Here is a 24,493-nt window from a genome sequence, read left to right on the forward strand (position 1 = left end):
AGGGGGCGGGACGCGCAGGGGTGACGCGGGACGTAAAGCGAAGCAGTCCCGTGTTACCCCGGAGCGGCACGCCCCCGCCCGTCAGCGACGGCGAAGAACCCCACACCCAGCCCGGCCGGCGCTTGAGGCCGCGCCCGCAGGGCGCCCCGCCGCAGGCGCAACGGACCCGCACCCCGATCAGCCCAACTTCGAGAGCAGATCCACGATCCGCCCCTGAACCTCCGCACTCGTCGAGCGTTCCGCCAGGAAAAGCACCGTCTCCCCCGCCGCGAGCATCGCCAGTTGCGTCGGGTCCATGCCCGCTGACGTGTAGACGACGAGCGGCGTGCGGCTCAGGAGGCCGCCTGCGCGGAGCCAGTCGATGATGCCTGCGCGGCGGCGGCGGACCTGCATGAGGTCCATGACGACGAGGTTCGGGCGGAGTTCGGCGGCGAGGGTGGCCGCTTCGGCGTCGGTGGCCGCGTGGGCGACCTGCATGCCGCGTCGTTCGAGGGTCGCGGCCAGGGCGTCGGCGATCTCCTGCTGTTCCTCGATCAGGAGGACGCGGGAGGGGTGCATCTCGCTGTCGCGCGGGGCGAGGGCCTTGAGGAGGACGGCCGGGTCCGCTCCGTACGCCGCTTCCTTCGCCGCCTGCCCCAGGCCGGCCGTCACCAGCACCGGGACCTCCGCCGCACCGGCAGCCTCGCGCAGCGACTGAAGGGCGGTCCGGGTGATCGGGCCGGTCAGCGGGTCGACGAACAGGGCGGCCGGGTATGCCGCTATCTGCGCGTCGACCTCTTCGCGCGAGTGGACGATGACCGGGCGGTAGCCGCGTTCTGTGAGCGCCGTCTGGGTGGAGGCGTCGGGGGCGGGCCAGACGAGGAGCCGGCGGGGGTTGTCCAGCGGCTCCGGCGGGAGCTCGTCGTCCATCGGGGGGCGCGGCGTGTTGACGACCTCGACCGCGCCGTTGGGGCCGTCGAGCGGCTCGGGTCCTTCCGAGCCCTCGTCCGGAGCCCCTATGGCGAACGCGCGGCCCTGCGGCGCGCCGGGCGACTGCGGGCGGGCGGTCGCGGCCGACGGGGTGGGCGTCTGGCGCTCCTCCTCGGAGGGGTTGCCCAGCTTGCGGCGCCTGCCCGAGCCGACGGGCGTGCCGCCGGGGGGCGTCTCACCGGCGCCGGGCCCCTGGCCGAGCATGCGGACGCTGATGGGCCGGGCCGCCTCGCCCTGTGGCGCGGCCGCCCCCGGCTCCTCGGCGAGCGCGCGCCGCGCGCGGCGGCGGCCGGTGGGCGCGGCGGCGTCCGCGTGGGGATCCGGGTGCGCGGCGCCGCCGGGGCGGACCTCGCCGCCGGGCGCGTCCGTGTCCTGAGGGTGCGCGGAACCGTACGGCGCGCCGCCGGTCACCTTGGGCAGGCCCTGGTGCGGGGTGTCGTCCATGGCGGTGGCGGCGCCGTCGGGCTCGCTCGCCGCGACGACGGGGCGCGCCTGCTGCTGCACCCTGCTCACGGCCGCGGCGGCCGGGTCGACGGGTGCGCTCGCCGCCGGGGCGGGCGCCGGGGGCTGTCCCGTACCGCCGGGCGCGGCGTACGGAGCGGGTCCGGTCGGCGCGGTGCGGGTTTCGGCCCGGTCCTGGTGCGGAGCGGTGGGGTGGGCGCCCGTGTGCCCGGGAGCGCCCTCAACGGGTGAGCTGGCGTTGCCGGGTGCGGGGTGCGCGCCCGGGCGTCCCGGAACCGCGGGCGTGGCCGCGTCGACCGGCGCCGGGTTCGTCCGGGGCTGATCCTGCTGCGGGGCAGCCGCTGTTGTCGTACCGCCCGGTGCGGGGTGGCCTCCAGGCTGGCCCTGATGCGCGGGGCCCGCCTCGGGACGGACCGGGTGCGGTGCGTCCGCCGTGTTCGGGCCGCCTGCCACCGCGAACGGTGCGGGGCCCTGGACCGGGTCGGCCAGGAACGCCGCGGTGCCGCCCTCGGGGGCGTACGGCGCGGGTCCGCTCGGTGCGGGACCGCTCGGTGCGCCGCCACCCGGCTGCACCGGAGCCGCGGGCATGGCGATGGCACCAGGGGTGGAAGGGTGCTCGGGCCGGGCTGCGTCCGGGCTGCTCGCGGTGTCGCCGCCTCCGGCCAGGAAGGCCGCGGTTCCGCCCTGGTGGGGTGCACCCGGCGGAGCCGTGGGCGCGGGCTTGGGGGCCGGTGCCGGGGGAGTCTGCGGGGCGGGCGGCGCGGTGTCGCCGTTCCCGGACACGAACGCTGCGGTCCGGCCCAGCTCGGGAGCCGGCGGGGCCGCCACGTCCTGCCGCTGGTCGGCAGTGTCGGCCGGGGAGCCCTTCTCCTCGGCAGACGGGGCCGGCGAGGTCGGCGGGGCCTGCGGGGTCGGCGGCGTCGCCGGGGCCGGGGGGAGGGCGAACGCGGTGCGGGGAAGGTCCGGTTCGGCGTTGGCCTGGCCCGGGATGGGGCGTTCCGGCGCCTCCGTGACGCCTCGCCGCGCGCGGCGGCCGGTCGGGGCCGGGGCCGTGGGGTCGGGCGTGCGGTCCGCTTCCGCGGGCGGCAGCGCGAAGGCCGTGCGCGGGGCCTCGGGTTCCGCGGGCCGCTGCTCCCGCCGGGCGCGCCGCCCGGTCGGCGCGGGCGTGCCCTGCGGCGGCACGAGCCCGGCACCCTCGGTGCCCTGGCCCGGCGCGCCGTTCCGCCCGTGGCGGCCCTCCGCCGCCACGGCCTGCTCCTCGTCGGCGCGGGGGCGCGCCCGGCGCCGCCCGGTCGGCTGGGGCTCGGGCTGCTCCCCGGCGCCCTCGGCCTCGGCGTTCGCCCCGGACGGGGGCTGCGACGCCGCCGTGCCACGGGCCCGCTGCGCGGGCACCGGCATGACCGTCGTCGCGTTCATCGTGTCCATGGCCGCCCACCGCTCGGGCGAGGCGGTCACCGGCCCGGCCTCCGCGGAGACCGGGACCTCCAGGACGTAGGCGCTGCCGCCCGCTCCCGGCATGTCATGGGCCTGGAGCACACCGCCGTGCCCGCGGACGATGCCGCGCACGATCGGCCCGTGGACCGGGTCGCCACCCGCGTACGGGCCGCGCACCTCGATGCGCACGACCTCGCCGCGCTGTGCCGCCGCGACGACGATCGTCGAATCCCCGGAGCCGGAAGCGGCGGCGGGGGCGGAGGTGTTGCCCGTGGCGTCGACGCCCGCCACATCGGCGATCAGATGCGCCAGCGCCTGCGCGAACCGCTCCGCGTCGACCTCCGCCTCGATCGCGGGGGCGTGCACCGCGAACTGCGCGCGCCCCGGACCGATCAGCTCGATCGCACCCTCGACACCGGCCGCCACGACCTCGTCGAGCGGGACGGCCTCCTTGGTCAGCTTGGTCTCGCCCGCGTCCAGCTGCTGATAGGCCAGGACATTGTCGACAAGAGTCGACATCCGGGCGTATCCGGCCGAAAGGTGATGGAGGATCTGATTCGCCTCGGGCCACAGCTGTCCGGCCGGGTCGTCGGCCAGCGTGCCGAGCTCGCCGCGCAGTTGCTCCAGCGGTCCCCGCAGCGACGTCTCCAGGACGGCCAGCAGCTGGGCGTGGCGGGCGGCCAGCGCGTCGTGGGCCCGGCGGTCGGTGAAGGTCATCACCGCGCCGACGAGCTGGTCGCCGTCGCGCACGGGCGCGGTCGTCAGGTCGACGGGCACCGCGCGCCCGTCCTTCGCCCACAGCACCTGCCCGCGCACCCGGTGCTTGCGCCCGGACCGCAGGGTGTCGGCGATCGGCGACTCCTCGTACGGGAAGGGCGTGCCGTCCCCGCGGGAGTGGTGGATCAGCGGGTGCAGCTCCTGGCCGCCGAGGTCGCTGGCGCGGTAGCCGAGGATCTGCGCGGCGGAGGGGTTGACGAGGACGACCTTGCCCGCGATGTCGACGCCGACGACGCCCTCGGCCGCCGCGCGCAGGATCATCTCCGTCTGGCGCTGCTGGCGAGCGAGTTCGGCCTCGGTGTCGAGCGTCCCGGTGAGGTCGCGGACTACGAGCATCAGCAGCTCGTCACCGGTGTAGGAGGAGTGGTCGGCGTACGGGGTGCGGCCGTCCTCCAGGTTGGCGCTCGTCACCTCGACGGGGAACTGCGAACCGTCCGTGCGCCGCGCGATCATCCGCGTCGGCTTGGTGCGGCCGTCGTCGCTGTCGGGCAGCCGCATCGAACCGGGGATGCGCCGGGAGTCGAAGTCCGGCAGCAGGGAGAGCAGTCCGCGCCCCACGAGGCCGGTGCCGGGGACCTCGAAGGTCTCCAGAGCTATGTGGTTGGCGTTGACGACCGTGCCGTTGCAGTTGACGAGCAACAAGGCGTCGGGGAGGGCATCGAGTATGGCTGCGAGGCGAGCAGCGCCTCGGGATGGCCTGCTGCTCACGACGACGCTTCCTCCCTGGATACCGCAACCTTGCAGACTGCGCCGGACGGGCAGCGCGCTTCTCCGGCGCCCCTCCTGGCGTGTCACTGAGGGGAAGTCTACGGGCTGCGGAGGCGGGCGCGACGGCGGATGACGCGTGCGGCGGGGCGCACGGACCGGCCGCCGTCCGGTCGCCCCCGGGCCGTTGCGGGGCGTCCCGCCGCAGGCCGGACATGCCTCTTCTGTCAGTCCTCGTCGGAGACTTCCGGGTTGCCGAGCAGCTCGGAGAAGCGGTTCCAGCGCGCCGTTTCGCACCCGTTCGTCCGGTTGAAGTCCGTGTCCACCGGCCGTCCCGCCCAGCGGCCGGAGACATGGGCGCGCTGCGGGCCGCTGTAGATCATCGTGCAGATCTGGTTCCTGGGCACGGGCGCGAAGAGGTCCTTGCCCCAGTGCGTCTGCTTGTCGAGCTGCTCGCACGCCTCCTTGGGGTGCCGGTGGGTGCCGCCGGCGGGGTGGCAGTACAGCTCGAACCGTCCGTCGAGGTGCCCGGCCTCGGTGACGGTCACCGTGAGGTGGTCGCCGCCGGTCCCCGGCTGCGGCAGCGGGAGTGGCGCCGCAGAGACCGCGGGGGCGGCGAGCAGCGCGGGGGCCAGTGCGGCGGCGGTGAGGGCGAGCCTGCGGAGCAGCATGCGAAAACTCCAGGGTGACGACGGGAGCACGGCAGCCGGACGACCGGGGGACGGGCGTGCGCACCGGGGGGCCGGTGGCGCGGCCGGCGGGCCGGAAGGGCCCGACCGGACCCTTCACCCCTCTAACGCCCGAGAACGCAACGCGTTGCGCGCCGGAAACATCTTTGCCCCAGCCGGTGAGTGCCCGGTACCGTAGGGAGCGATTGGTGGCCGACCGCAAGGCTGTGTCATCATCTGCAAGCACCACTCGCGCCTGCGCGGGTGAGCGTGGAGGCGTCGCCTAGTCCGGTCTATGGCGCCGCACTGCTAATGCGGTTTGGGACTTAAATCCCATCGAGGGTTCAAATCCCTCCGCCTCCGCTTGTGTGTGGCCCCGGCCGTCTTCCGAGACGGCCGGGGCTTCTTGCTTTCCCGGCGGCAGGCTGTGCCGGGAAGGTGATCACCGAGGGCTCCAGGGCCCTGTCCGTGATCTTGCCGGAGGGGTGTTTTCGCAGGTCATCCTGCATGTGGGTAATGGATTTCGCGTCGCGGCGGAGTTCATGTAATGTTGTCCACGCAACGCCGACCGGCAAGAAAAACCGCCGGGAAGCCGAGCGCTCGTAGCTTAACGGATAGAGCACTTGACTACGGATCAAGAGGTTGCAGGTTCGAATCCTGCCGAGCGCACAGCCGAGAGACCGGTGCCACTTTTGTTGGAACCGGCCTTTCGACCGTCGCGGGGTGGAGCAGCTCGGTAGCTCGCTGGGCTCATAACCCAGAGGTCGCAGGTTCAAATCCTGTCCCCGCTACTAAGACCGCAGGCCCGGCACTCTTCGGAGTGCCGGGCCTGCGGCGTTTTCCGGCCGCGGCCGGTCAGCCGGTCAGCGGCAGCGCCCCGGCGAGGGCGCGCCACTCGGCGAGCGGGAGCTCGCCCGTCCTGCGCCGGGCCGGGTCCAGGACCACCTGGACGGCCACGTGATCGGCGCCCGCCGCGAGGAAGGCGTCCACCCGGGCGCGGACCGCCGCCGCGTCGCCGAGCGCGAAGACCGCGTCGAGCAGCCGGTCGCTGCCGTTGCCCTCGAAGTCCCGCTCCTCGAAGCCGAGCCGCAGCAGGTTGTTCGTGTAGTTGGGCATCGGCAGGTAGAAGGAGAGGTAGTCGCGGGCCGACCGCCGGGCGCGGTCCAGGTCGTCGTCGAGGACCACCTTCAGCTCCGGGGCGAGCAGCGCGCCCCCGCCCAGCAGCTCGCGCGCCTGCGCGGTGTGCTCGGCGGTGACGAGGTACGGCACGGCCCCCGCCGCCCGGTCGCGGGCCAGCCGCAGCATGCGGGGCCCGAGCGCGGCCAGCATCCGCCGTCCCGCGGGCGGACCGCCCGGGGCGGCGTCGAGCTCGTCCAGATACGCGGTCATCGCGGAGTACGGGCGCGCGTACCCCTCGACCATGTGGCGGTGGCTGACGCCCAGGCCCACGACGAACCGCTCCCGCAGGGCGGGGGCGAGGGCGGCGTACGCGGCGGCGATCCGGGCGGCCGGGTGCTGCCAGATGCTGATGATGCTCGTCCCCACGCTCACCCGCCCGGTCGCCTCCAGCACGTGCGCCGCGCGGGTGACGTCCGGGCTGCCGCCGATCCACAGCGTGCCGTAGCCCAGCTCCTCCAACTCCGCGGCCGCCGACCGGATTTCACCGAGCCGGCCCGGGTCGTCCTGCCGCAGTTCGTTGCTCCAGACGCCGATCCTGCCGAGCTCTGTGATGGGTGCCATGGGGCCGTCAACCGGAGGGTGATTGCTCATATTCCCCACCGTACGGAAGGGGCACCGCGGATTCTCAGACGAATCACAGGGAGCCGAAAGAAGCCTCTCAGCCTGCTCCCTCAGGATCACCCGTATGACCTCGATCTCGCCTGCCGCGCGAACGGAACTGCTCCACGACGACGGAAGTGCCGTACGGGTGCTGGTCGTCGACGACGAGGCACCGCTGGCCGAGCTGCTGTGCCTCGCCCTGCGCTACGAGGGGTGGGAGGTGCGGACCGCCGCCGACGGCGCCGGGGCGCTGCGCGCCGCCCGCGACTTCCGGCCCGACGCCGTCGTCCTCGACGTGATGCTGCCCGACATGGACGGACTGACCGTCCTCGGGCGGCTGCGGCGCGAACACTCCGACGTCCCCGTGCTGTTCCTCACCGCCAAGGACGCCGTCGAGGACCGGATCGCCGGGCTCACGGCGGGCGGCGACGACTACGTCACCAAGCCGTTCAGCCTGGAGGAGGTCGTGGCCCGGCTGCGCGGCCTGCTGCGGCGCGCCCGTACGGTGGCCCCGCGCGCGGACTGCGTGCTCACCGTCGGGGACCTCGTCATGGACGAGGACAGCCACGAGGTGTCGCGGGGCGGCACGGAGATCCACCTGACGGCGACGGAGTTCGAGCTGCTGCGCTTCCTGATGCGCAATCCCCGGCGGGTGCTCAGCAAGCCGCAGATCCTGGACCGGGTGTGGTCGTACGACTTCGGGGGGCAGGCGAATGTGGTGGAGCTCTACATCTCGTATCTGCGGCGGAAGATCGACGCCGGTCGCGAGCCGATGATTCACACGCGGCGCGGGGTGGGGTACCTGATCAAGCCGGCCGTGGTGTGAGGGTGCGCGGTTTCTTTCCCCGGTCCCGGGAGAAGAAGCGCGCTCGGTCGTTGCGGACGCGGCTCGTCGTTTCCACTGTCGTGCTCGTCGCCGTCGTCTGCGCGGTCATCGGGACGGTCACCACCATCGTGCTGCGCAGTTACCTCTACGGGCAGTTGGACACGCAGCTCAAGGATGTCGCGCGGCGGGCTGCCGGGCCGCCCGGGGGGCATCGGTTCACGGATCCGTACGACACCGATCCGCTGGGGTTCCTGCGCTCGGGCGGGCAGCCCATCGGGGCCGTGGGCGCGGTCACCGAGGGCAGCCGGCTGGCGGACGCGGCCGTCAGCGCCACCGGCTTTCCCCGGCCCGTGCTCGACCCGCTCACCGACGAGCAGCGCACCGCCCTCGACCGGCTCGCCCGCGACGGGCGGCCGCACGACCTGGACCTGCCGGAGCGGGGCGACTACCGCGCGATGTCCGTCGTCTCCGGGGACGGCACGATGTCCTACCTCGTCGGCATCCCCACCGCCGCCGCGCAGGACACGCTCGACACGCTCGTCCTGGTGGAGGTCTGCGTCACCGCCGCGGGGCTCGTCGCCGCGGGCATCGCCGGTGCCGCCAACGTAGGCATCGCCCTGCGCCCGCTGCGTCGCGTCGCCGCCACCGCCACCCGGGTCTCCGAACTGCCCCTGCACAGCGGCGAGGTGGCCCTCCACGAGCGGGTCCCCGACGCCGAGGCCGACCCGCGCACGGAGGTCGGGCAGGTCGGGGCGGCGCTCAACAGGATGCTGGGGCACGTCGGTTCGGCGCTGGCCGCGCGCCAGGAGAGCGAGACGCGCGTCCGGCAGTTCGTCGCCGACGCCAGCCATGAACTCCGCACGCCCCTGGCCTCCATCCGCGGCTACGCCGAGCTCACCCGCCGGGGGAGCGAGGAGACCGGGCCCGCGACCCGGCACGCGCTGGGCCGCATCGAGTCCGAGGCGCACCGGATGACCGGGCTGGTCGAGGACCTGCTGCTGCTCGCGCGCCTCGACGCCGGGCGCCCGCTCGCCCACGCCGACCTCGACCTGTCGCCACTCGCCGTCGACGCCGTGAGCGACGCGCGGGCGGCCGGGCCCGGCCACAAGTGGCGCCTGGACCTGCCCGCGGAACCCGCCGAGGTGCGCGGCGACCCCGCCCGTCTCCACCAGGTGCTGGTCAACCTCCTCGCCAACGCCCGTACGCACACGCCGCCCGGCACCACCGTGACCGCCCGGGTGCGCGACCGGGGGCCGCGGGTGGTGCTGGAGATCGAGGACGACGGGCCGGGCATCCCCGCGGAGCTGCTCCCGCACGTCTTCGAACGCTTCGCGCGCGGCGACGCCTCCCGCTCCCGCGCGGCCGGCGGCACCGGCCTCGGCCTCGCGATCGTCCGCGCGGTCGTCGCGGCGCACGCCGGGCGCGTGACGGTGGACAGCGCGCCCGGCCGCACGGTCTTCACCGTCGAACTGCCCACGCGGGCACGGCCTTTCACAGGGTGATCACAGGCTGACCACACGGCCGGGACAGCGGGGACCGGAAGGGTCGGCGCATGACCCAGCCACCTCCTGGCGCGGCCCTCCCGGCGCGCGTCCCGCTGTCCGCAGAACGGGCCGCGACGGTGCTCGACGTCGTGATCCCCGTGTACAACGAAGAGGACGACCTGGAGCGGTGCGTACGCCGCCTCCACGCGCACCTCACGGACACCTTCCCGTACGCCTTCCGGATCACCATCGCCGACAACGCGAGCACCGACCGCACGCCCGAGGTCTCCGCCCTCCTCGACGACTCCATCGAGGAGGTCACCGCCGTCCGGCTGGAGCAGAAGGGGCGCGGGCGCGCGCTGCGCACCGTCTGGTCGCTGTCGGACGCGCCGGTGCTCGCCTACATGGACGTCGACCTGTCGACCGACCTCAACGCGCTGCTCCCGCTCGTCGCCCCGCTGATCTCCGGCCACTCCGACCTCGCCATCGGGTCGCGGCTGGCGGGCGGCTCGCGGGTGGTGCGGGGCACGAAGCGGGAGTTCGTCTCCCGCGCGTACAACCTCATCCTGCGGACCGGGCTCGCCGCCCGCTTCTCCGACGCGCAGTGCGGCTTCAAGGCCATCCGCAAGGACGTCGCCGAACGGCTGCTGCCGCTGGTCGAGGACACCGGCTGGTTCTTCGACACGGAGCTGCTGGTGCTCGCCGAGCGGGCGGGGCTGCGGATCCACGAGGTGCCGGTCGACTGGGTCGACGACCCGGACAGCTCCGTGCACATCGTCCGGACGGCGACCGACGACCTGCGGGGCGTCTGGCGGGTGGGGCGCGCGCTGGCCACCGGCGCGCTGCCGCTGGACCGGCTGCGCCGCCCGTTCGGCGACGACCCGCGCGACCGGGCGGTGCCGGGCGTGCCGGGCGGACTGGCCCGGCAGGCGGTCGGCTTCTGCCTGGTCGGCGCGGTCAGCACCTGCTTCTACCTCGCGCTCTACGCCCTCTTCCGTACGGGCACGGGCGCGCAGACCGCGAACGCGGCGGCGCTGCTGCTGTCCGCGATCGCCAACACGGCGGCCAACCGGCGGCTGACCTTCGGGGTGCGGGGGCGGGACCGCGCGATCCGCCACCAGGCGCAGGGTCTCGTGGTCTTCGCGATCGGACTCGCCTTGACGAGCGGCTCGCTCGCGGCTCTGGACGTGACAAGCGGTCCTCACTCCCACGGAGCGGAGGTGGCCGTGCTGATCACGGCCAATCTGGCGGCTACGGCGTTGCGCTTTCTGCTGCTGCGGGCGTGGGTTTTTGCGCCTGCGCCTGCGTTGAACGATCAATCTGGGAGCGTCCGTTGAGTGCCGGCATTTTTCCCCTGTCCCGCCCCTTCCCGAAACTGAGGGCAAGCCCCCAGACCCCCGAAGAACGCTCACGCCGCAGGCGTCACGGTGCCGCGCTCGGCGCGCTGCTCCTCGCCACCGGCCTCCTCTACCTCTGGGGGCTCGACAAGTCCGGCTACGCGAACCAGTTCTACGCCGCCGCCGCGCAAGCGGGCAGCGCCAGTTGGAAGGCGTTCTTCTTCGGGTCGTCCGATGCCGCGAACGCGATCACCGTCGACAAGCCGCCCGCCTCGCTCTGGCCGATGGGGCTGTCCGTGCGGGTCTTCGGGCTGAGCTCGTGGGCGATCCTGGTGCCCGAGGTGCTCATGGGGGTGGCCACGGTCGGGGTGCTGTACGCGACCGTACGCCGGTCCTTCGGCCGGGCGGCCGGGCTGCTGGCGGGCGGGGTCCTCGCGGTCACTCCCGTCGCCGCGCTGATGTTCCGCTTCGACAACCCCGACGCGCTCCTCTGCCTGCTGATGGTGTGCGCTGTCGCCTGTGTGCTGCGCGCGCTGGAGGGTGCGCACACGCGGTGGCTGCTGCTCGCGGCGCTCTGCTTCGGTCTCGGCTTCCTGACGAAGACGCTCCAGGCGTGGCTGATCCTTCCGGCCCTCGCCGTGCTGTACGCGTTCTGCGCACCGGCCGCGCCCCTGCGCCGGGTGCGTCAACTGCTGCTCGCGGGACTGGTCCTGGTGGTGTCGGGCGGCTGGTGGGTCGCGGCAGTGGAGCTGTGGCCCGCGTCCTCCCGCCCGTACATCGGCGGCTCGCAGCACAACAGCTTCCTGGAGCTGACCTTCGGCTACAACGGCCTCGGGCGCATCAACGGCAACGAGACCGGCAGCGTCGGCGGGGGCGGCGGCCCGGGCGGCGGCCGGTGGGGGGACACGGGGCTCACCCGGATGTTCAACGCCTCCACGGGCGGCCAGATCTCCTGGCTGCTGCCCGCCGCGCTGGTGCTGCTGGTGGCCGGTCTGTGGCTGCTGCGGCGCGCGGCGCGACGGCCGGGGGACGACGGGCGGCGGCCCGCGTTCCTCGCGTGGGGCGGTGCCCTGTTGATGACCTTCGCGGTCTTCAGCTTCATGTCCGGGATCTTCCACGAGTACTACACCGTCGCGCTCGCCCCGTACGTGGCCGCCCTCGTCGCCATGGGCGCGGCCCTGGCGTGGGAGCGCCGCGCACACGCGCTGCTGTCCCTGGCGACGGTGGGCACGGCGGGCTGGGCGTACGTACTGCTGGACCGCACCCCGCACTGGCTGCCCTGGCTGAAGTGGGCGGTGCTCGCGGCGGGCGTCCTCGCGGGCGGTGCGCTGCTGCTCGTACGGCGGACGGGCAAGGGGTTCGCGCGGGGTGCGGTGGCGCTGGCGGTGGGGAGCGCGCTGGCGGCCCCGTTCGCGTACACGCTGAACACCGTGAACAGCGCGCACGGCGGGTCGATCGTGACGGCCGGACCGGCGGGCGCGCGCGGGCACTTCGGGCAGGGGGCGCGCTCCCGGCCGGGGAAGCCGGGCGGCGAGCGGCCGATCGGTTTCCCGGGCACGGGCGCTCCCGGCGGCCCCGGTGGCCCCGGCGGTGGGCGGACCGGTGACGCCGGCCGGGCAGGTTGGCCGGGCGGGCCCGGTGGTGCGGGCGGCATGGGCGGGCTGCTCGGCGGCCAGAAGGTGTCCGCCGCGGCGGCCGCCGCGCTGAAGCAGGACGCCGGGAAGTACACCTGGGCCGCGGCCGCTGTCGGCTCGCAGAACGCCGCGGGCTACCAACTCGCCACGCAGGTGCCGGTGATGTCCGTGGGCGGCTTCAACGGCAGCGACCCGTCGCCGACGCTCCGGCAGTTCCAGGCGTACGTGAAGGCGGGGAAGGTGCACTGGTTCATCGCCTCCGGGGAGTCGCGCGGCGGCGGCCTGGGCGGCGAACGGGGAGGTCAGGGCGGTGGCCGCGAGGCGCGCGGGTACTCGGCGGAGATCTCGTCCTGGGTCGCGGCGCACTTCACGAAGGTGACGGTCGGCACGGCCACGTTCTACGACCTGACGAAGGCCCGATAAAAAGCTGTTGTACAGCGTAGAGCGACTCTTGTACGGTGTACGACGACAGCCAGTCGTACACCGTACAAGGGGGGCCGTGTGACCGCCACGACCATGAACACTTCCGACGCCGCCGGGCAACGACCCGAGCGCAATCCGGCCCGTTGGGTCATCCTCGGCGTCATCTGCCTCGCGCAGCTCACGGTCCTCCTGGACAACACGATCCTGACCGTGGCGGTCCCCTCCCTCACCGAGGAACTCGGGGCCTCCACCGCGGACGTGCAGTGGATGATGAACGCCTATTCGCTGGTGCAGGCGGGACTGCTGCTCACCGCGGGCAACGCCGCCGACCGCTACGGCCGCAAGAAGATGCTGGCCACCGGGCTCGCCCTGTTCGGGATCGGCTCGCTCGTGGCCGGGCTCGCCCAGTCCACCGCGCAACTGATCGCCGCCCGCGCCGGCATGGGCATAGGCGGGGCGCTGCTGATGACCACGACGCTCGCCGTCGTCGTCCAGGTCTTCGACGACGAGGAGCGCACCAAGGCGATCGGCCTGTGGGGCGGGGTGAGCTCGCTCGGCTTCGCCGCCGGGCCGCTCATCGGCGGCGCGCTGCTCAACCACTTCTGGTGGGGCTCGATCTTCCTGATCAACCTGCCGGTGGCGCTGGTCGGCCTGGTGGCCGTCCTCAAGCTCGTGCCCGAGTCCAAGAACCCGACGGGCGACCGGCCGGACCTACTCGGCGCGCTCCTCTCCACGGTCGGCATGTCCGGCATCACCTTCGCGATCATCTCCGGCCCCGCCCACGGCTGGACCTCCGGACGGGTGGTGACCGCGGCCCTCATCGGTGCGGCCGCGCTCACCGCCTTCGCCCTGTGGGAGCGGCGCATTCCGTTCCCGATGCTGGACATGACCTTCTTCCGCAACAGCCGCTTCGTGGGCGCCGTCGCGGGCGGCATCCTCGTGGCCTTCGGGATGGGCGGCTCGTTCTTCCTGCTCACGCAGCACCTCCAGCTCGTCCTCGGCTACGACCCGCTGCAGACGGGCCTGCGGATGACGCCGCTCGCGCTGGTGATCGTCGTCCTCAACCTCACGGGCGTGGGCGCCCGGCTGCTGCCCAAGGTGGGCACGCCCGTCGCCATCGCCGGGGGCATGGGCCTGCTCGCCGCAGGGCTCGCGTCGATCGCGGTGCTCGGCGCGCACGGTTACGCGGGGATGTTCCTGGGCCTGGTGCTGATGGGCGTCGGCATCGCGCTCTCCATGCCGGCCATGGCCAACGCGATCATGTCCGCGATCCCGCCGGAGAAGGCGGGCGTGGGCGCGGGCGTCAACGGCACGCTCCAGGAGTCCGGCAACGGCCTGGGCGTGGCGGTGCTGGGCGCCGTCCTCAACTCCCGCTTCGCGGCGCTGGTCCCCGCGGTGGCGGCGGGGGCGGGCTCTCTCCCGGCAGCGCTCTCGCGGGCCTCGTCCGCGGCCGACCGCGCGGAGATCCGCGACGCGTTCGCCTCCGGCGTGCAGGCGAGTCAGCTGGTGGGTGCGGCGGCTGTGCTTGCGGGTGGCGTCCTCGCGGCGATCCTGCTGCGCCGGGCGGAGCGCGCCGGCAGGTGACCCGGGCCCCGGGTGCGGGTCCGTTGCCGCCTGCGGTGGGGGCGCCCTGCGGGGCCTTTCCCCCACCCCGCCCCTTCCCGAAACCGGGGCGCGTGCCCCGGGCCCCCGGCTGCGAGCCGGTCCGCCGCCTGCGGCGGGAGCGCCCTGCGGGCGCGTCCTCAAACGCCGGACGGGCTGAATATCCAGCCCGCCCGGCGTTTGAGGACAGCGCGCGAAGCGTGCTTCGGGGTCTGGGGCGGAGCCCCAGTTACGGGAAGGGGCGGGGTAGGGGAACAAGCCCGCCGGGCCGCACCCGACCGGGGGTCCGGGGCGGAGCCCCGGCCTCGGCGGAGCCGAGCATCAGACGCTGCGGGAAGGGGCGGGGCTGGGGAACAAGCCCGCCGCAGGCGCCGACGGGCCCGCACCCCCAACTAACATTCCGTACGTATCACCCGTAAGAAAGGGAATCGCATGGCGAGCACCAGTCGCGCGGACACCCCGCAGGCCAGCGTGTGGTTGTCCCGGAAGCCCGTTCCCAAGCGGAAGGGGGACGCCGAGGGCGGCGCGCTCGATCTGGAGCGGATCGTGGCCGCCACGGTGCGGCTGCTCGACGCCGAGGGGCTCGCGAAGTTCTCGATGCGGCGGCTGGCCGCCGAGCTCGGGGTGACCGCCATGTCCGTCTATTGGTACGTCGACACCAAGGACGACCTCCTGGAGATCGTCCTCGACGGGATCAACGGCACGATGGTGGTCCCGGACGTCTCCCAGGAGGACGGGGACTGGCGCGAGCAGCTGCGCCTCCTCGCCGTGGAGTACCGCAAGATGCTCTCCAGCCACACCTGGGTCACCCAGCTGCTTGGCCGCTATCTCAACATCGGCCCGAGCTCGATGGCGTACACCAACGCCTGCCTGGCCGTCATCCGGCGCAGCGGGGTGGGGGAGGAGCGGATCACCGGGGCGCTGTCGGCCGTCTTCCAGTTCGTCTACGGCTTCTGCACGGCCGAGGGCCTGTTCATGGAGCGCTGCAACGCCGCGGGCCTGACGGAGGACGAGTACTTCAAGCTGCTGATGTCAGAGGTCTCGGAACGCTACGACTACGAGGAGTCGTTCAAGGAGGCCGTCGACCTGATGGAGTCGCAGTCCGCCCTGACCCGGGAGGAGCGTCGCGAACAGGACTTCGGCTATGCCCTGGACACGGTGATCGCGGGCATCGAGGCCATGCGCGACCGCTGACCCCGACCCGGACCGCCCGCCGGGTACGGCAGAGCCCCGGTGGTGGCGCGCAGGCCGTCCCCTGCCTTTGCGCGCGCCGTCACCGGGGCTCGTCGTCCGGGACCGTTCATGCCGTTCCGGTCCCGGCTTCCGCCGGCGGGGGCACGACTCCGCTCGTGCCGCACCCCCGCCGCCGGGGTCTGTGTCAGCCGGCCTGCCGGGCCGGCTCGGCGTCCGCCGCGGACGTGGACCCGGAAGCCGCCGCCTGCGTACCGGACTTGCTCTTCAGAGCGACCTCCTTGATGAAGAGGGTCACGATGAAGGCCAGCAGCCCGCAGGGCGCCGCGTAGAGGAAGACGTCGCCGACGCCGTGCCCGTACGCGCTCTCGAAGACCTGCCGGAGCGGGGCGGGCATGTCGGACAGCTTGGGGATGCCGCCGCCGGAGCCGCTCTTGCCGAGGGCCGCCGCGGCCTTCGGGCCGAGGGCGGTGATGCCGTCCTTGACGTAGTCCGGGACCCGGTTGGCGAAGACCGCGCCGAGCGCCGAGACGCCGACCGCACCGCCGAGGGAGCGGAAGAAGGTGACGACGGAGCTGGCGGCGCCGAGGTCCTGCGGGGCGACCTGGTTCTGCGCGGCGAGCACGAGGTTCTGCATCATCATGCCCATGCCGAGGCCGACCAGGGCCATGTAGATCGCCAGGTGCCAGTACGGGGTGTCGTAGCGCATCGTGCCGAGCAGGCCGAGGCCCGCCGTCAGCAGCACACCGCCGGAGACCAGCCAGGCCTTCCAGCGGCCCGTCTTGGTGATGATCTGGCCCGAGACGGTCGACGAGATGAACAGGCCGCCGATCATCGGGATCGTCATCACGCCGGACATCGTCGGCGTCTTGCCGCGGGCGAGCTGGAAGTACTGCGAGAAGAAGACGGTGCCGCTGAACATCGCGACGCCGACGAACAGGCTCGCGATCGAGGCGAGGGAGATCGTCTTGTTGCGGAACAGCCGCAGCGGAATGATCGGCTCCGCCGCCTTGGACTCGACGAGGACGAAGAGCGCGCCGAGCGCGATCGAGCCGCCGACCATGACGTAGGTCTGCCAGGAGATCCAGTCGTAGTTCTTGCCGGCCAGGGTCACCCAGATCAGCAGCAGGGTGACGGAGGCGCTGATGAAGAACGCGCCCAGCCAGTCGACCTTGACGTCCCGCTTCACGACCGGGAGCTTCAGGGTCTTCTGGAGCACGATCAGCGCGATGATCGCGAAGGGCACACCGACGTAGAAGCACCAGCGCCAGCCGAGCCAGTCGGTGTCGGTGATGACGCCGCCGAGCAGCGGGCCGCCGACCGTGGCGACGGCGAAGGTGGCGCCGAGGTAACCGCTGTAACGCCCGCGCTCACGCGGGGAGATCATCGCGGCCATGACGATCTGGGCGAGGGCCGAGAGACCGCCGACGCCGATGCCCTGGACGACTCGGCAGGCGATCAGCATGCCCGTGTTCTGGGAGAGACCGGCCACGACGGAACCACCGACGTAGACGATCAGGGCTATCTGGACCAGCAGCTTCTTGCTGAAGAGGTCCGAGAGCTTGCCCCAGAGCGGGGTGGACGCGGTCATCGCCAGCAGCGAGGCCGTGACCACCCAGGTCAGGGAGGACTGGCTGCCGTGCAGATCGTGGATGATCTCCGGCAGCGCGTTGGAGACGATCGTCGACGACAGGATCGCGACGAACATGCCGAGCAGCAGCCCGGACAGCGCCTCCATGATCTGGCGGTGCGTCATGGGGGCGGCGTCGGAGCCGGAGTGGCCTCCGTGCTTGGTGTGTCCGCCCCCCACACCGGCGGGTGTGGTCTTGGCCATTGATTTCCTTACTGCCGATAGTGCGTGTGTGGGGTTGGTGTGTCCGCGGGGCGCGGCTACGGCTGCGGAGCGCGCAGCCGGCAGCCGCCGAAGCTCTCGCGGAGCCGGCCCAGCAGTTCGGTGAGCCGGACGACGTCCTCGTCGGGCCAGTCGCTGAGGCAGGCGGTGAGCGCCCGGGTGTACCGGGCCGAAACCTGCTCCAGCATCTCCACCCCCTGCGGGCTGATGCTGAGCAGCCGGGAGCGCTTGTCGAGCGGGTCGGGGTGCCGGTCGAGCCAGCCGCGCTCGGCCGCGTACGCGACATGGCGGCTGGTCACCGACATGTCGATGCCCAGGAGTTCGGCCAGCTTGCTCATCCGGACCTCGCCGCACTGCTTGAGCAGCGCGAGCGTCATCGCCGACGCGGGCGGGCACTCCGGGGGGAGCACGCGGCTCAGGTCGCGCCGGACGGCGGCGACGGCCCCGAGCTGGCGGCTGAGTTCCTCGTACTGCTCCTGTGCTGCCACTCGACGCACGCCTCCACTTCAGTTGCTCAGGGCAACCATAAGACCAGAACTTGGTTGCTGAAGGCAAACGAAATGGGGACTCTCCGGGTAAAGGAAACCTCAAGGTCTGCCCGGTGAGGTGTAAAGCGGCAGGTGGGGGGTGTGCGGATGCGCTTTGTACGCGGCCCGGCGCGCGAAACCCGGGGCTCCTTCGCTAGGGTCCTGGCCTATGGCCAACCCCCATCAGCACCCCCAGCAGAACCCCGAGGGCTACGACCCGGCGGGGAGCACCCAGATGTTCCGTGCGTTCGTGGACGAGGGCCCCGGTGGGGGCGGCGGCGGTGGCGGTCGCGCGGCTGCGCGCGCGGCTGCGCCTGCGGCTTCCGGGCCGCGGGTCGGGGTCACTGTCGCTGTGATCGCGGCGATCGCGGTCGTGGTGGCGGCGGTGGCTTGGCTGGCGCTCAGTTAGTGACCTGGGGTGGGTGAGGTAGCCAGTGCCCTGGGTGGGTGCGGGTTGCTTGCGCCTGCGGCGGGCTTGTTCCCCACCCCGCCCCTTCCCGAAACTGGGGCTCCGCCCCAGACCCCGAAGCACGCTTCGCGCGCTGTCCTCAAACGCCGGACGGGCTGATTCAGCCCGTCCGGCGTTTGAGGACGCGCCCGCAGGGCGCTCCCGCCGAAGGCGGCAACGGGCCTACGACCAAGTCGCCGCCGCCACCCGCGTCTCCACCCGCATACCCAACGGCACGCGCCACTCGTCCACACACACCACCCACGTCCCTTCCACCTCGCGTCCCGCGAGAATCGGCGCGGGCAGCGAGCGCGTGGAAGGGAGCGTCGCCCAGTTGATGCCGAGCGCGTCGATGACGTGCGTGCCGAAGGTGATCGTGCCCGCGGTGATCGGTGGGCCGGTGGGGTTGGTGAAGGTCACGGTGACCTTTTCGCACCATCGGCGGCCGTCGGGGTCCGGCTCCCGGTGGGGGTCGCCGACGCGGAGGTCCGCCGGGCTGCTCGCGGGCGGCGAAGGGGGCGAGGGGCGCGACGGGCGCGGAGGGGCGGGGGTCGGCCCGGAGGGTGCGGGGCCGTGGGTCGCTGCGCGAGGGCTCGGGCCGGCCGAGGTCGTCGGCGGGCTCACGGGACTCGGCGGGGCCTTGGAACTCGGCGGGGCCTTGGGTGAAGGCGGAGCCGAAGAAGCGTCGCTTTCGCCGTCGAGTGGAATCAGCTCCACACCGCCCTCGGGCGGAACGGCGCCGTCGACGGACCGGGACGAGCCGGGTCCGGCGGCTCCCGTCGCGACATAGGCGTCACGGCCGCTGCCACCGCATCCCGAGAGCAGGGCGCCCAGGGCGAGCGCGGCGGCCCCGGCGGAAGCGGAGGCGGAGACTAGCGTCTTCCGTCGCATCGGCCCAGTGTGGCTGACGCGGCGTCAGGTGTACATATGGGTGGACGGTCCCCCGTTGATCCCGTCCTCAGTCGGCGATGAGCCCCTCGCGCAGCTGTGACAGCGTGCGGGTCAGCAGCCGGGAGACGTGCATCTGGGAGATGCCGACCTCCTCGCCGATCTGCGACTGCGTCATGTTGGCGAAGAAGCGCAGCATGATGATCTGCCGCTCCCGCGGCGGCAGCTTGGCCAGCAGCGGCTTGAGGGACTCGCGGTACTCGACGCCCTCCAGCGCGCTGTCCTCATAGCCCAGCCGGTCGGCGAGCGAGCCCTCGCCGCCGTCGTCCTCGGGGGACGGCGAATCCAGTGAACTGGCCGTATAGGCGTTGCCGACCGCCAGCCCGTCGACCACGTCGTCCTCGGACACACCGAGGCACAGGGCCAGTTCGGGGACGGTGGGGGAGCGGTCGAGCTTCTGGGCGAGCTCGTCGCTGGCCTTGGTCAGGGCCAGTCGCAGCTCCTGGAGCCGGCGCGGCACGCGCACGGACCAACTGGTGTCCCGGAAGAACCGCTTGATCTCGCCGACGACGGTCGGCATCGCGAAGGTCGGGAACTCCACCCCCCGTTCGCAGTCGAACCGGTCGATCGCCTTGATCAGGCCGATCGTGCCGACCTGGACGATGTCCTCCATCGGCTCGTTGCGGCTGCGGAAGCGGGCCGCCGCGTAGCGCACGAGCGGCAGATTGAGCTCGATGAGAGTGTCGCGGACGTACGTACGCTCCGCGCTGTCCCGGTCGAGCGTGGCCAGCCGCAGGAACAACGAGCGGGAGAGGGTGCGGGTGTCGATGGCTTCGCAGTCGTCGAGCACGGCGTGCGGTGCGTCGTTGGCGAGCACCTTCGCGCTGCCCAGGTCTACGGACATGCCACCCCCTTGAGGTCGCGGACGGGTCACAGCAAGTCCCTCGTACGAGGGTCGGCCTCCACCTGAATACCGGACGCCGGGCTGTGGCAAACGCAGTTCCAGCAGAATGTCACATGTCGGCAACACGCTGTAGCGTCAAGTCGACATATCTGCCCGCTGGCCTCAAGGGCCTTCACCCTTGAGGGTTACGCGTCGATTCGATTTGCGGAACGCAGCCGGGCGAAGCTCCTGGAGAGCAGCCGGGACACGTGCATCTGGGAGACGCCCAGTTCGGCGCTGATCTGGGACTGCGTCAGATTGCTGTAGTAGCGCAGCAGCAGGATGCGCTGTTCGCGCTCCGGCAGTTGGACGAGCAGGTGGCGCACGAGGTCACGGTGTTCGACCCCGGCCAGCGCCGGGTCCTCGTAGCCGAGCCGGTCCAGCAGGCCGGGCAGGCCGTCGCCCTCCTGGGCCGCCTCCAGCGAGGTGGCGTGATACGAACGCCCGGCCTCGATGCAGGCCAGCACCTCGTCCTCGGGGATCCGCAGCCGCTCGGCGATCTCGGCGGTGGTGGGCGTCCGCCCGTGCAGCACCGTCAGGTCCTCGCTCGCGCCGTTGACCTGCACCCACAGCTCGTGCAGCCGGCGGGGGACGTGCACGGTGCGGACGTTGTCGCGGAAGTAGCGCTTGATCTCGCCGACGACGGTCGGCATCGCGAAGGTCGGGAACTGCACCCCGCGGTCGGGATCGAACCGGTCGATGGCGTTGATCAGGCCGATCGTGCCGACCTGGACGACGTCCTCCATGGGCTCGTTGCGGCTGCGGAAGCGGGCCGCGGCGTAGCGCACCAGCGGGAGGTTGGCCTCGATCAGGGCGGCCCGTACGCGCGTGTGCTCGGACGTGCCGGGCTGGAGGGTGACGAACTCCTTGAAGAGGACCTGGGTCAGCGCCCTGGCGTCCGCACCCCGGCTCCTGGGCTCCTCGGGCTCGTCCCCGGGGTCGTCGGGGGCGGGGGCCGCCCGCTCCTCCGGCGCCGGGGGGCGGGCCTCGGGGGCGGGCTTGTGGGCCTCCGCGGAGGCGGGGGGCTGGTCGCGTTGGAGGGGGGCTTCGGGGACGGTACGGGCCGACACGGTCACGCCACCCTTCACGGTCAACTCTCCGGCAAAAGCGGTCATAGCATCACAAGACATGTGCACTGTGTGCAAGCACCGCATAGCGCCGTGTTGAGGGCAAAAAAGGGCCCCTCGCCGAGGTCGGCGAAGGGCCCTCTGGGTCGTGCGGAGACCGCGATCCCGGCAGGTCGGCCGGGGTTCCCTCAGAACGGGTAGTCGGCGATCACCCATGTGGCGAATTCGCGCCACTGCGCGACGCCCGCCTGGTGCGCGGGGTGGTCGAGGTAGCGCTGGAGCGCCTCGGTGTCGTCGACGGCGGAGTTGATGGCGTAGTCGTACGCGATCGGCCGGTCCGTGACGTTCCAGGCGGACTCCCAGAAGCGCAGCTCGGGAATCTGCTTGCCGAGCTCCTCGAACGCCTGCACGCCGGCGGCGACGCGCGGGTCGTCGCGCTCGACGCCCTCGTTGAGCTTGAACAGGACGAGGTGACGGATCACGGTTCTGCCCTTACTTGATGAGCTGGGTCATAAACTCGCCGACGCTCTTGGCGGCGTCCGAGATGCCTTCGAACCCTACCTGGACGAGTTCCGCCGACCGCGCCGGGGAGTGGATGATCGTGTACGCCACAAAGATGATGACGGCGTAGAACGCGATCTTCTTCGCCTGTGCCACGGCCCCACAGCCTCCCCTGCTGTCCCCGATGCCCCTATGGTCGCGAGAGTCTAACCGTACGTATGGACGAAATGCTGGACCGGCGGCTCCGGGGAGCCACCGGGGAGGTACGGGACCTCACGGCACCTTTAAGGACCAAAGGCCCGCCAAGGGGGGTCCTTCGCCCGCCGGTCGGGCCCGGGCGCGGGCGGAGGATGGGGGTAAGCACATCGGATCTGGCAGGAATCCGGTGGGCCAGGGACATGGACCTCACTGCGGGGTCCGGGCCGCGATTCCCCCCGACTGCGGCCCGTACTTGGAGGACCGTGTCCTCATCGGGGGAGGCGGCCGCCTCGACCAGGTGTCGCTTCCCCCGTCCTTCACCTCGCGCTTTCCCACCGCCTTCGGGGCCCGGTCACGGTGCGCACGCCCATCCCGCGCGCCTCCCGTGGCGCGCAGCGCACTCCACTTCGTCCCGGCACGCGCCTCTGCCCCTCAATGCCTCAAGAGCTCACACCCTTGCGACGAAGGTGAGAAGTACGTACTGCCGGGGCACCAGAAAGGCATACGGCATATGCGGCCGAGGGAGGTCGGTGAGGGGCGACATGGGCGCGGACGAACCCGCCTTCGCCATGCGGGAGCGCGTGGCGTACGGCGCCATCATCATTGAACTGCACGGAGAAATCGACATCTTGGCGGAGCAGCTGCTCGGCCCGCGCGTGGACACGCTGACGGAGCGGTTCCGCGCCGACATCGTCATCGATCTCCGCCGGGTCACCTTTCTGGACGCCAGCGGACTGCGGCTGTTGCTGAGGGCGCGTCACCGGATGCGGGACCGGGGCGGGCGGCTGCGCCTCGTACGGGGGATTCCGCGGGTGGCGAAGGTGATGCGGATCGCCGGAGTCGACACGGCGTTCACCTTCGTGGACGCCTTCCCGGCCGTCGCCGACCCGCAGGACGGCAGCGTGCCGGCGTAGTGACCGCGGCGCCGGTCACCACGCCGGCCCGCTTCAGCCGCCTCTCGACGTCAGACCCAGGAGGCGGACCCGTCTCTCCGCGGTGCGCAGCTCGCCGCGGGCGTCGGGCGGTATGAGGACCACCTGGCCCGCGTGGGCGCGGACCGGGTCGGTCTCCTCCAGGGCGAGGGTGATGTCGCCCTCCAGGACGATCAGGGCCGTCTCGGTGCCCGGCTCCGGGGTCAGGCGGAAGCGCTCCGCTTCGCACAGCTGCCAGTGCTGCGCGTCGTCGCACCCGGAGTGCAGGACGCCCGACGGCAGCATGCGCTGGAGGATCGCCGTGGCGGAGCCGGTGGCGGGGGAGAGGATCACTGTTCGGGCCTCCGGCTCGTGACGTCCAGGGTGACGGGGATGCAGCGGTCCGGGTCGCGCAGCGTGAAGAGCGTGTGCGCCCCGGTCGGGATCGGCATGTCGGGCCCGGGGCAGGCGGGATCCGCCGTCACGTGCACGACCAGCTCGGTGAACGGGGCCCAGGCGGTGGGCCGTTCCGTCGCCGGGACGTCCACCAGCTCCAGGCCGCGGATCGGCCCGGACAGCAGGCCGGTCATGTCGACCGCGCCCGCCCCGATCAGGTCCAGCACCACGGGTGCCGCGCTCATGACCGCTCCTCCGCTCCGGTGGGCCCGCACCACGTCGCCCGGCACGCCGCGGCCGTGAAGCCGGGGCCGAAGCCGATGAGGACGCCGGTGTCGCCGGTGGCGGGCGGTTCGTCGTACGTACGGGCCAGCACGTCGAGCACGGCCACGGCGCCGAGGTTGCCGCGCTGCTGGAGGCTCTCCCAGGAGTGGCGGGTGACGTCGGGGTCGCAGCCGAGGCCCTTGGCGAGATCCATGAGGATGCGCGGGCCGCCCGTGTGGGCGACCGTGAACTGCGGCTTCCAGGCGCCCGTGTCCGCCCCGAGCCACTCCCGCAGGTGCGGCATCAGGTCGCCCACGCCCTTGAGTGCGGCCGGGGTGCTGCCGAAGTGGAACCCCCGGTCGTCCAGGGTCATCTCATAGCGCTCGGTGCTGTCCGGCACGACGTACTCCCAGGTGTCGTCCACCCGGAACGCGGCCCCCGCCGGGCGGGCGTCGCCCACCACGCAGGCGCCGGCCGAGTCGCCGAACAGCGCCTTGTAGATCATCGCTTCCATGCTGTCGTCGCTGTGCTGGTAGACCGAGCTCAGGATCTCCCCGGCCACGATGAGCACGCGCTGCCCCGGGTGGGCCGCGAGGTACTCGGCGGCGCGCACCAGCGCGTGGGCGCCGCCCGCGCAGCCGAGCTGGGTCATGGGGATCCGGCTGACGGTGGAGCGCAGCCCCAGGGCGTTGACGAGGTGGACGTCAAGACCGGGGACCGCGAACGCCGTGGCGTGGCTGGTGATCAGGCAGTCGACGTCCACCGGGCCGAGCCCGCCGGTGCGAAGCGCCTCGCGGGCGGCCCGCTCGGCGAGTTCGCACAGATCGGCGTACGCCTCTGCGTTGCTCTCCGCGGAGGGCCGGTCGGCGGCCACGGTGGCCAGCGGCCGGGCGAAGCGGCGGTGCTGGACACCGGTCGAGTCCAGGACGCGCAGGATGGCGGGGAGCCGGGGGTGGTCGGGGTGCGCGCGGACGATGTCGTCCTGGATCTCCTTGAGCGTGACTTCGTGGGGTGGCAGTGCGACGACCGGGCGGTTGACGTAGATCATGACTGCTCCGTGGTGGGAAAGAACGCTGTTGTGTGTGCTGTGCGATGAGCTCCGGGCGGTGTTGTGGGGGTGCCCGCGGTTCGTTTGCTGTCCGTTCGTTGCCGGGGCTCCGCCCCGGACCCCGGTCCTCAAACGCCGGACGGGCTGGAGTTCGCGAAC

Annotated in this window: 20 protein-coding genes, 3 tRNA genes and 1 pseudogene; 11 read left to right on the forward strand and 13 right to left on the reverse strand. The window is 72.6% G+C overall.

Going from position 1 to position 24,493, the window contains the following annotated elements; genetic code table 11:
* Positions 1-177 precede the first annotated feature (177 nt).
* Together ABD269_RS15705 and ABD269_RS15710 are read right to left on the reverse strand one after the other, a co-directional pair.
* Complete coding sequence (locus tag ABD269_RS15705) at positions 178-4,350, reverse strand: PAS domain-containing protein (RefSeq protein ID WP_344118382.1); 4,173 nt, start codon at positions 4,348-4,350, stop codon at positions 178-180.
* Positions 4,351-4,574: 224 nt separating this feature from the next.
* A complete protein-coding gene (locus tag ABD269_RS15710) occupies positions 4,575-5,018 on the reverse strand; it encodes an SSI family serine proteinase inhibitor (protein ID WP_344118383.1) in 444 nt (147 codons plus the stop codon).
* A 269-nt stretch (positions 5,019-5,287) separates the two neighbouring features.
* On the opposite strand from ABD269_RS15710, the gene ABD269_RS15715 reads away from it, so the two are divergent.
* The 3 genes from ABD269_RS15715 (at position 5,288) to ABD269_RS15725 (ending at position 5,806) form a co-directional block, all read left to right on the forward strand.
* Positions 5,288-5,378: transfer RNA gene (locus tag ABD269_RS15715), tRNA-Ser, on the forward strand.
* Between the two features lie 233 nt (positions 5,379-5,611).
* Positions 5,612-5,684: transfer RNA gene (locus ABD269_RS15720), tRNA-Arg, on the forward strand.
* Positions 5,685-5,732: 48 nt separating this feature from the next.
* Positions 5,733-5,806 (forward strand) — tRNA-Met (locus ABD269_RS15725).
* Between the two features lie 64 nt (positions 5,807-5,870).
* Here the strand turns inward: ABD269_RS15725 and ABD269_RS15730 are convergent.
* A complete protein-coding gene (locus tag ABD269_RS15730; protein ID WP_344118384.1) occupies positions 5,871-6,755 on the reverse strand; it encodes a TIGR03620 family F420-dependent LLM class oxidoreductase in 885 nt (294 codons plus the stop codon).
* A gap of 124 nt (positions 6,756-6,879) precedes the next feature.
* Here ABD269_RS15730 and ABD269_RS15735 point away from each other — a divergent pair, with 124 nt between their 5' ends.
* The 6 genes from ABD269_RS15735 (at position 6,880) to ABD269_RS15760 (ending at position 15,294) form a co-directional block, all read left to right on the forward strand.
* Positions 6,880-7,620, forward strand: a complete 741-nt coding sequence (locus ABD269_RS15735) for a response regulator transcription factor (RefSeq protein ID WP_344118385.1) — start codon at positions 6,880-6,882, stop codon at positions 7,618-7,620.
* 50 nt (positions 7,621-7,670) lie between these two features.
* The gene (locus ABD269_RS15740; protein ID WP_344118386.1) at positions 7,671-9,122 is read left to right on the forward strand and encodes a sensor histidine kinase; all 1,452 of its coding nucleotides are present in this window, start codon (positions 7,671-7,673) and stop codon (positions 9,120-9,122) included.
* Between the two features lie 50 nt (positions 9,123-9,172).
* Complete coding sequence (locus ABD269_RS15745; protein WP_344118387.1) at positions 9,173-10,441, forward strand: bifunctional glycosyltransferase family 2/GtrA family protein; 1,269 nt, start codon at positions 9,173-9,175, stop codon at positions 10,439-10,441.
* Positions 10,438-12,498 carry an ArnT family glycosyltransferase gene (locus ABD269_RS15750; RefSeq protein ID WP_425572900.1) on the forward strand — a complete coding sequence of 687 codons (2,061 nt, stop codon included), beginning with the start codon at positions 10,438-10,440 and terminating at the stop codon, positions 12,496-12,498. The genes ABD269_RS15745 and ABD269_RS15750 overlap by 4 nt, the downstream gene beginning before the upstream one ends.
* Before the next feature lie 93 nt (positions 12,499-12,591).
* Positions 12,592-14,082 carry an MFS transporter gene (locus ABD269_RS15755; protein WP_301894406.1) on the forward strand — a complete coding sequence of 497 codons (1,491 nt, stop codon included), beginning with the start codon at positions 12,592-12,594 and terminating at the stop codon, positions 14,080-14,082.
* A gap of 450 nt (positions 14,083-14,532) precedes the next feature.
* The gene (locus ABD269_RS15760; RefSeq protein ID WP_344118388.1) at positions 14,533-15,294 is read left to right on the forward strand and encodes a TetR/AcrR family transcriptional regulator; all 762 of its coding nucleotides are present in this window, start codon (positions 14,533-14,535) and stop codon (positions 15,292-15,294) included.
* Positions 15,295-15,493: 199 nt separating this feature from the next.
* Here ABD269_RS15760 and ABD269_RS15765 read toward each other — a convergent pair.
* Both ABD269_RS15765 and ABD269_RS15770 read right to left on the reverse strand, forming a co-directional pair.
* Positions 15,494-17,047, reverse strand: a pseudogene (locus tag ABD269_RS15765) (MDR family MFS transporter); the annotation flags it as partial.
* A gap of 134 nt (positions 17,048-17,181) precedes the next feature.
* Positions 17,182-17,631 carry a MarR family winged helix-turn-helix transcriptional regulator gene (locus ABD269_RS15770; RefSeq protein ID WP_301893944.1) on the reverse strand — a complete coding sequence of 150 codons (450 nt, stop codon included), beginning with the start codon at positions 17,629-17,631 and terminating at the stop codon, positions 17,182-17,184.
* A 208-nt stretch (positions 17,632-17,839) separates the two neighbouring features.
* Here ABD269_RS15770 and ABD269_RS15775 point away from each other — a divergent pair, with 208 nt between their 5' ends.
* Positions 17,840-18,079 carry a hypothetical protein gene (locus tag ABD269_RS15775; RefSeq protein WP_344118390.1) on the forward strand — a complete coding sequence of 80 codons (240 nt, stop codon included), beginning with the start codon at positions 17,840-17,842 and terminating at the stop codon, positions 18,077-18,079.
* Positions 18,080-18,301: 222 nt separating this feature from the next.
* Here ABD269_RS15775 and ABD269_RS15780 read toward each other — a convergent pair whose 3' ends face one another.
* The 5 genes from ABD269_RS15780 to ABD269_RS15800 form a co-directional block, all read right to left on the reverse strand.
* Positions 18,302-19,009 carry a hypothetical protein gene (locus tag ABD269_RS15780; protein WP_344118391.1) on the reverse strand — a complete coding sequence of 236 codons (708 nt, stop codon included), beginning with the start codon at positions 19,007-19,009 and terminating at the stop codon, positions 18,302-18,304.
* Positions 19,010-19,076: 67 nt separating this feature from the next.
* Positions 19,077-19,910: an RNA polymerase sigma factor SigF gene (locus ABD269_RS15785; RefSeq protein ID WP_116212976.1), complete on the reverse strand. Its 834-nt coding sequence runs from the start codon at positions 19,908-19,910 to the stop codon at positions 19,077-19,079.
* Between the two features lie 185 nt (positions 19,911-20,095).
* Positions 20,096-21,064: an RNA polymerase sigma factor SigF gene (locus ABD269_RS15790; RefSeq protein WP_301893938.1), complete on the reverse strand. Its 969-nt coding sequence runs from the start codon at positions 21,062-21,064 to the stop codon at positions 20,096-20,098.
* A gap of 140 nt (positions 21,065-21,204) precedes the next feature.
* Entirely contained in the window at positions 21,205-21,498 is a 294-nt protein-coding gene (locus ABD269_RS15795; protein WP_301893936.1) for a Dabb family protein, read from the reverse strand.
* Positions 21,499-21,508: 10 nt separating this feature from the next.
* Positions 21,509-21,673, reverse strand: coding sequence for a hypothetical protein (locus tag ABD269_RS15800; protein WP_301893934.1), 165 nt, complete (start codon positions 21,671-21,673; stop codon positions 21,509-21,511).
* 584 nt (positions 21,674-22,257) lie between these two features.
* Between ABD269_RS15800 and ABD269_RS15805 the strand changes: the two genes are divergently transcribed.
* The gene (locus tag ABD269_RS15805) at positions 22,258-22,629 is read left to right on the forward strand and encodes an STAS domain-containing protein (RefSeq protein WP_344118392.1); all 372 of its coding nucleotides are present in this window, start codon (positions 22,258-22,260) and stop codon (positions 22,627-22,629) included.
* Positions 22,630-22,662: 33 nt separating this feature from the next.
* Here ABD269_RS15805 and ABD269_RS15810 read toward each other — a convergent pair whose 3' ends face one another.
* The 3 genes from ABD269_RS15810 to ABD269_RS15820 are packed head-to-tail and all read right to left on the reverse strand — an operon-like array spanning position 22,663 to position 24,334.
* Positions 22,663-22,980 carry a cupin domain-containing protein gene (locus ABD269_RS15810; RefSeq protein WP_301893930.1) on the reverse strand — a complete coding sequence of 106 codons (318 nt, stop codon included), beginning with the start codon at positions 22,978-22,980 and terminating at the stop codon, positions 22,663-22,665.
* Entirely contained in the window at positions 22,977-23,267 is a 291-nt protein-coding gene (locus ABD269_RS15815) for a hypothetical protein (RefSeq protein WP_344118393.1), read from the reverse strand. Before ABD269_RS15815 ends, ABD269_RS15810 begins: the two co-directional genes overlap by 4 nt.
* Positions 23,264-24,334 carry a type III polyketide synthase gene (locus tag ABD269_RS15820; protein WP_344118394.1) on the reverse strand — a complete coding sequence of 357 codons (1,071 nt, stop codon included), beginning with the start codon at positions 24,332-24,334 and terminating at the stop codon, positions 23,264-23,266. Before ABD269_RS15820 ends, ABD269_RS15815 begins: the two co-directional genes overlap by 4 nt.
* Positions 24,335-24,493: the final 159 nt, after the last annotated feature.

This window comes from Streptomyces blastmyceticus (assembly GCF_039521185.1).
Taxonomy (GTDB): Bacteria; Actinomycetota; Actinomycetes; order Streptomycetales; family Streptomycetaceae; genus Streptomyces; species Streptomyces blastmyceticus.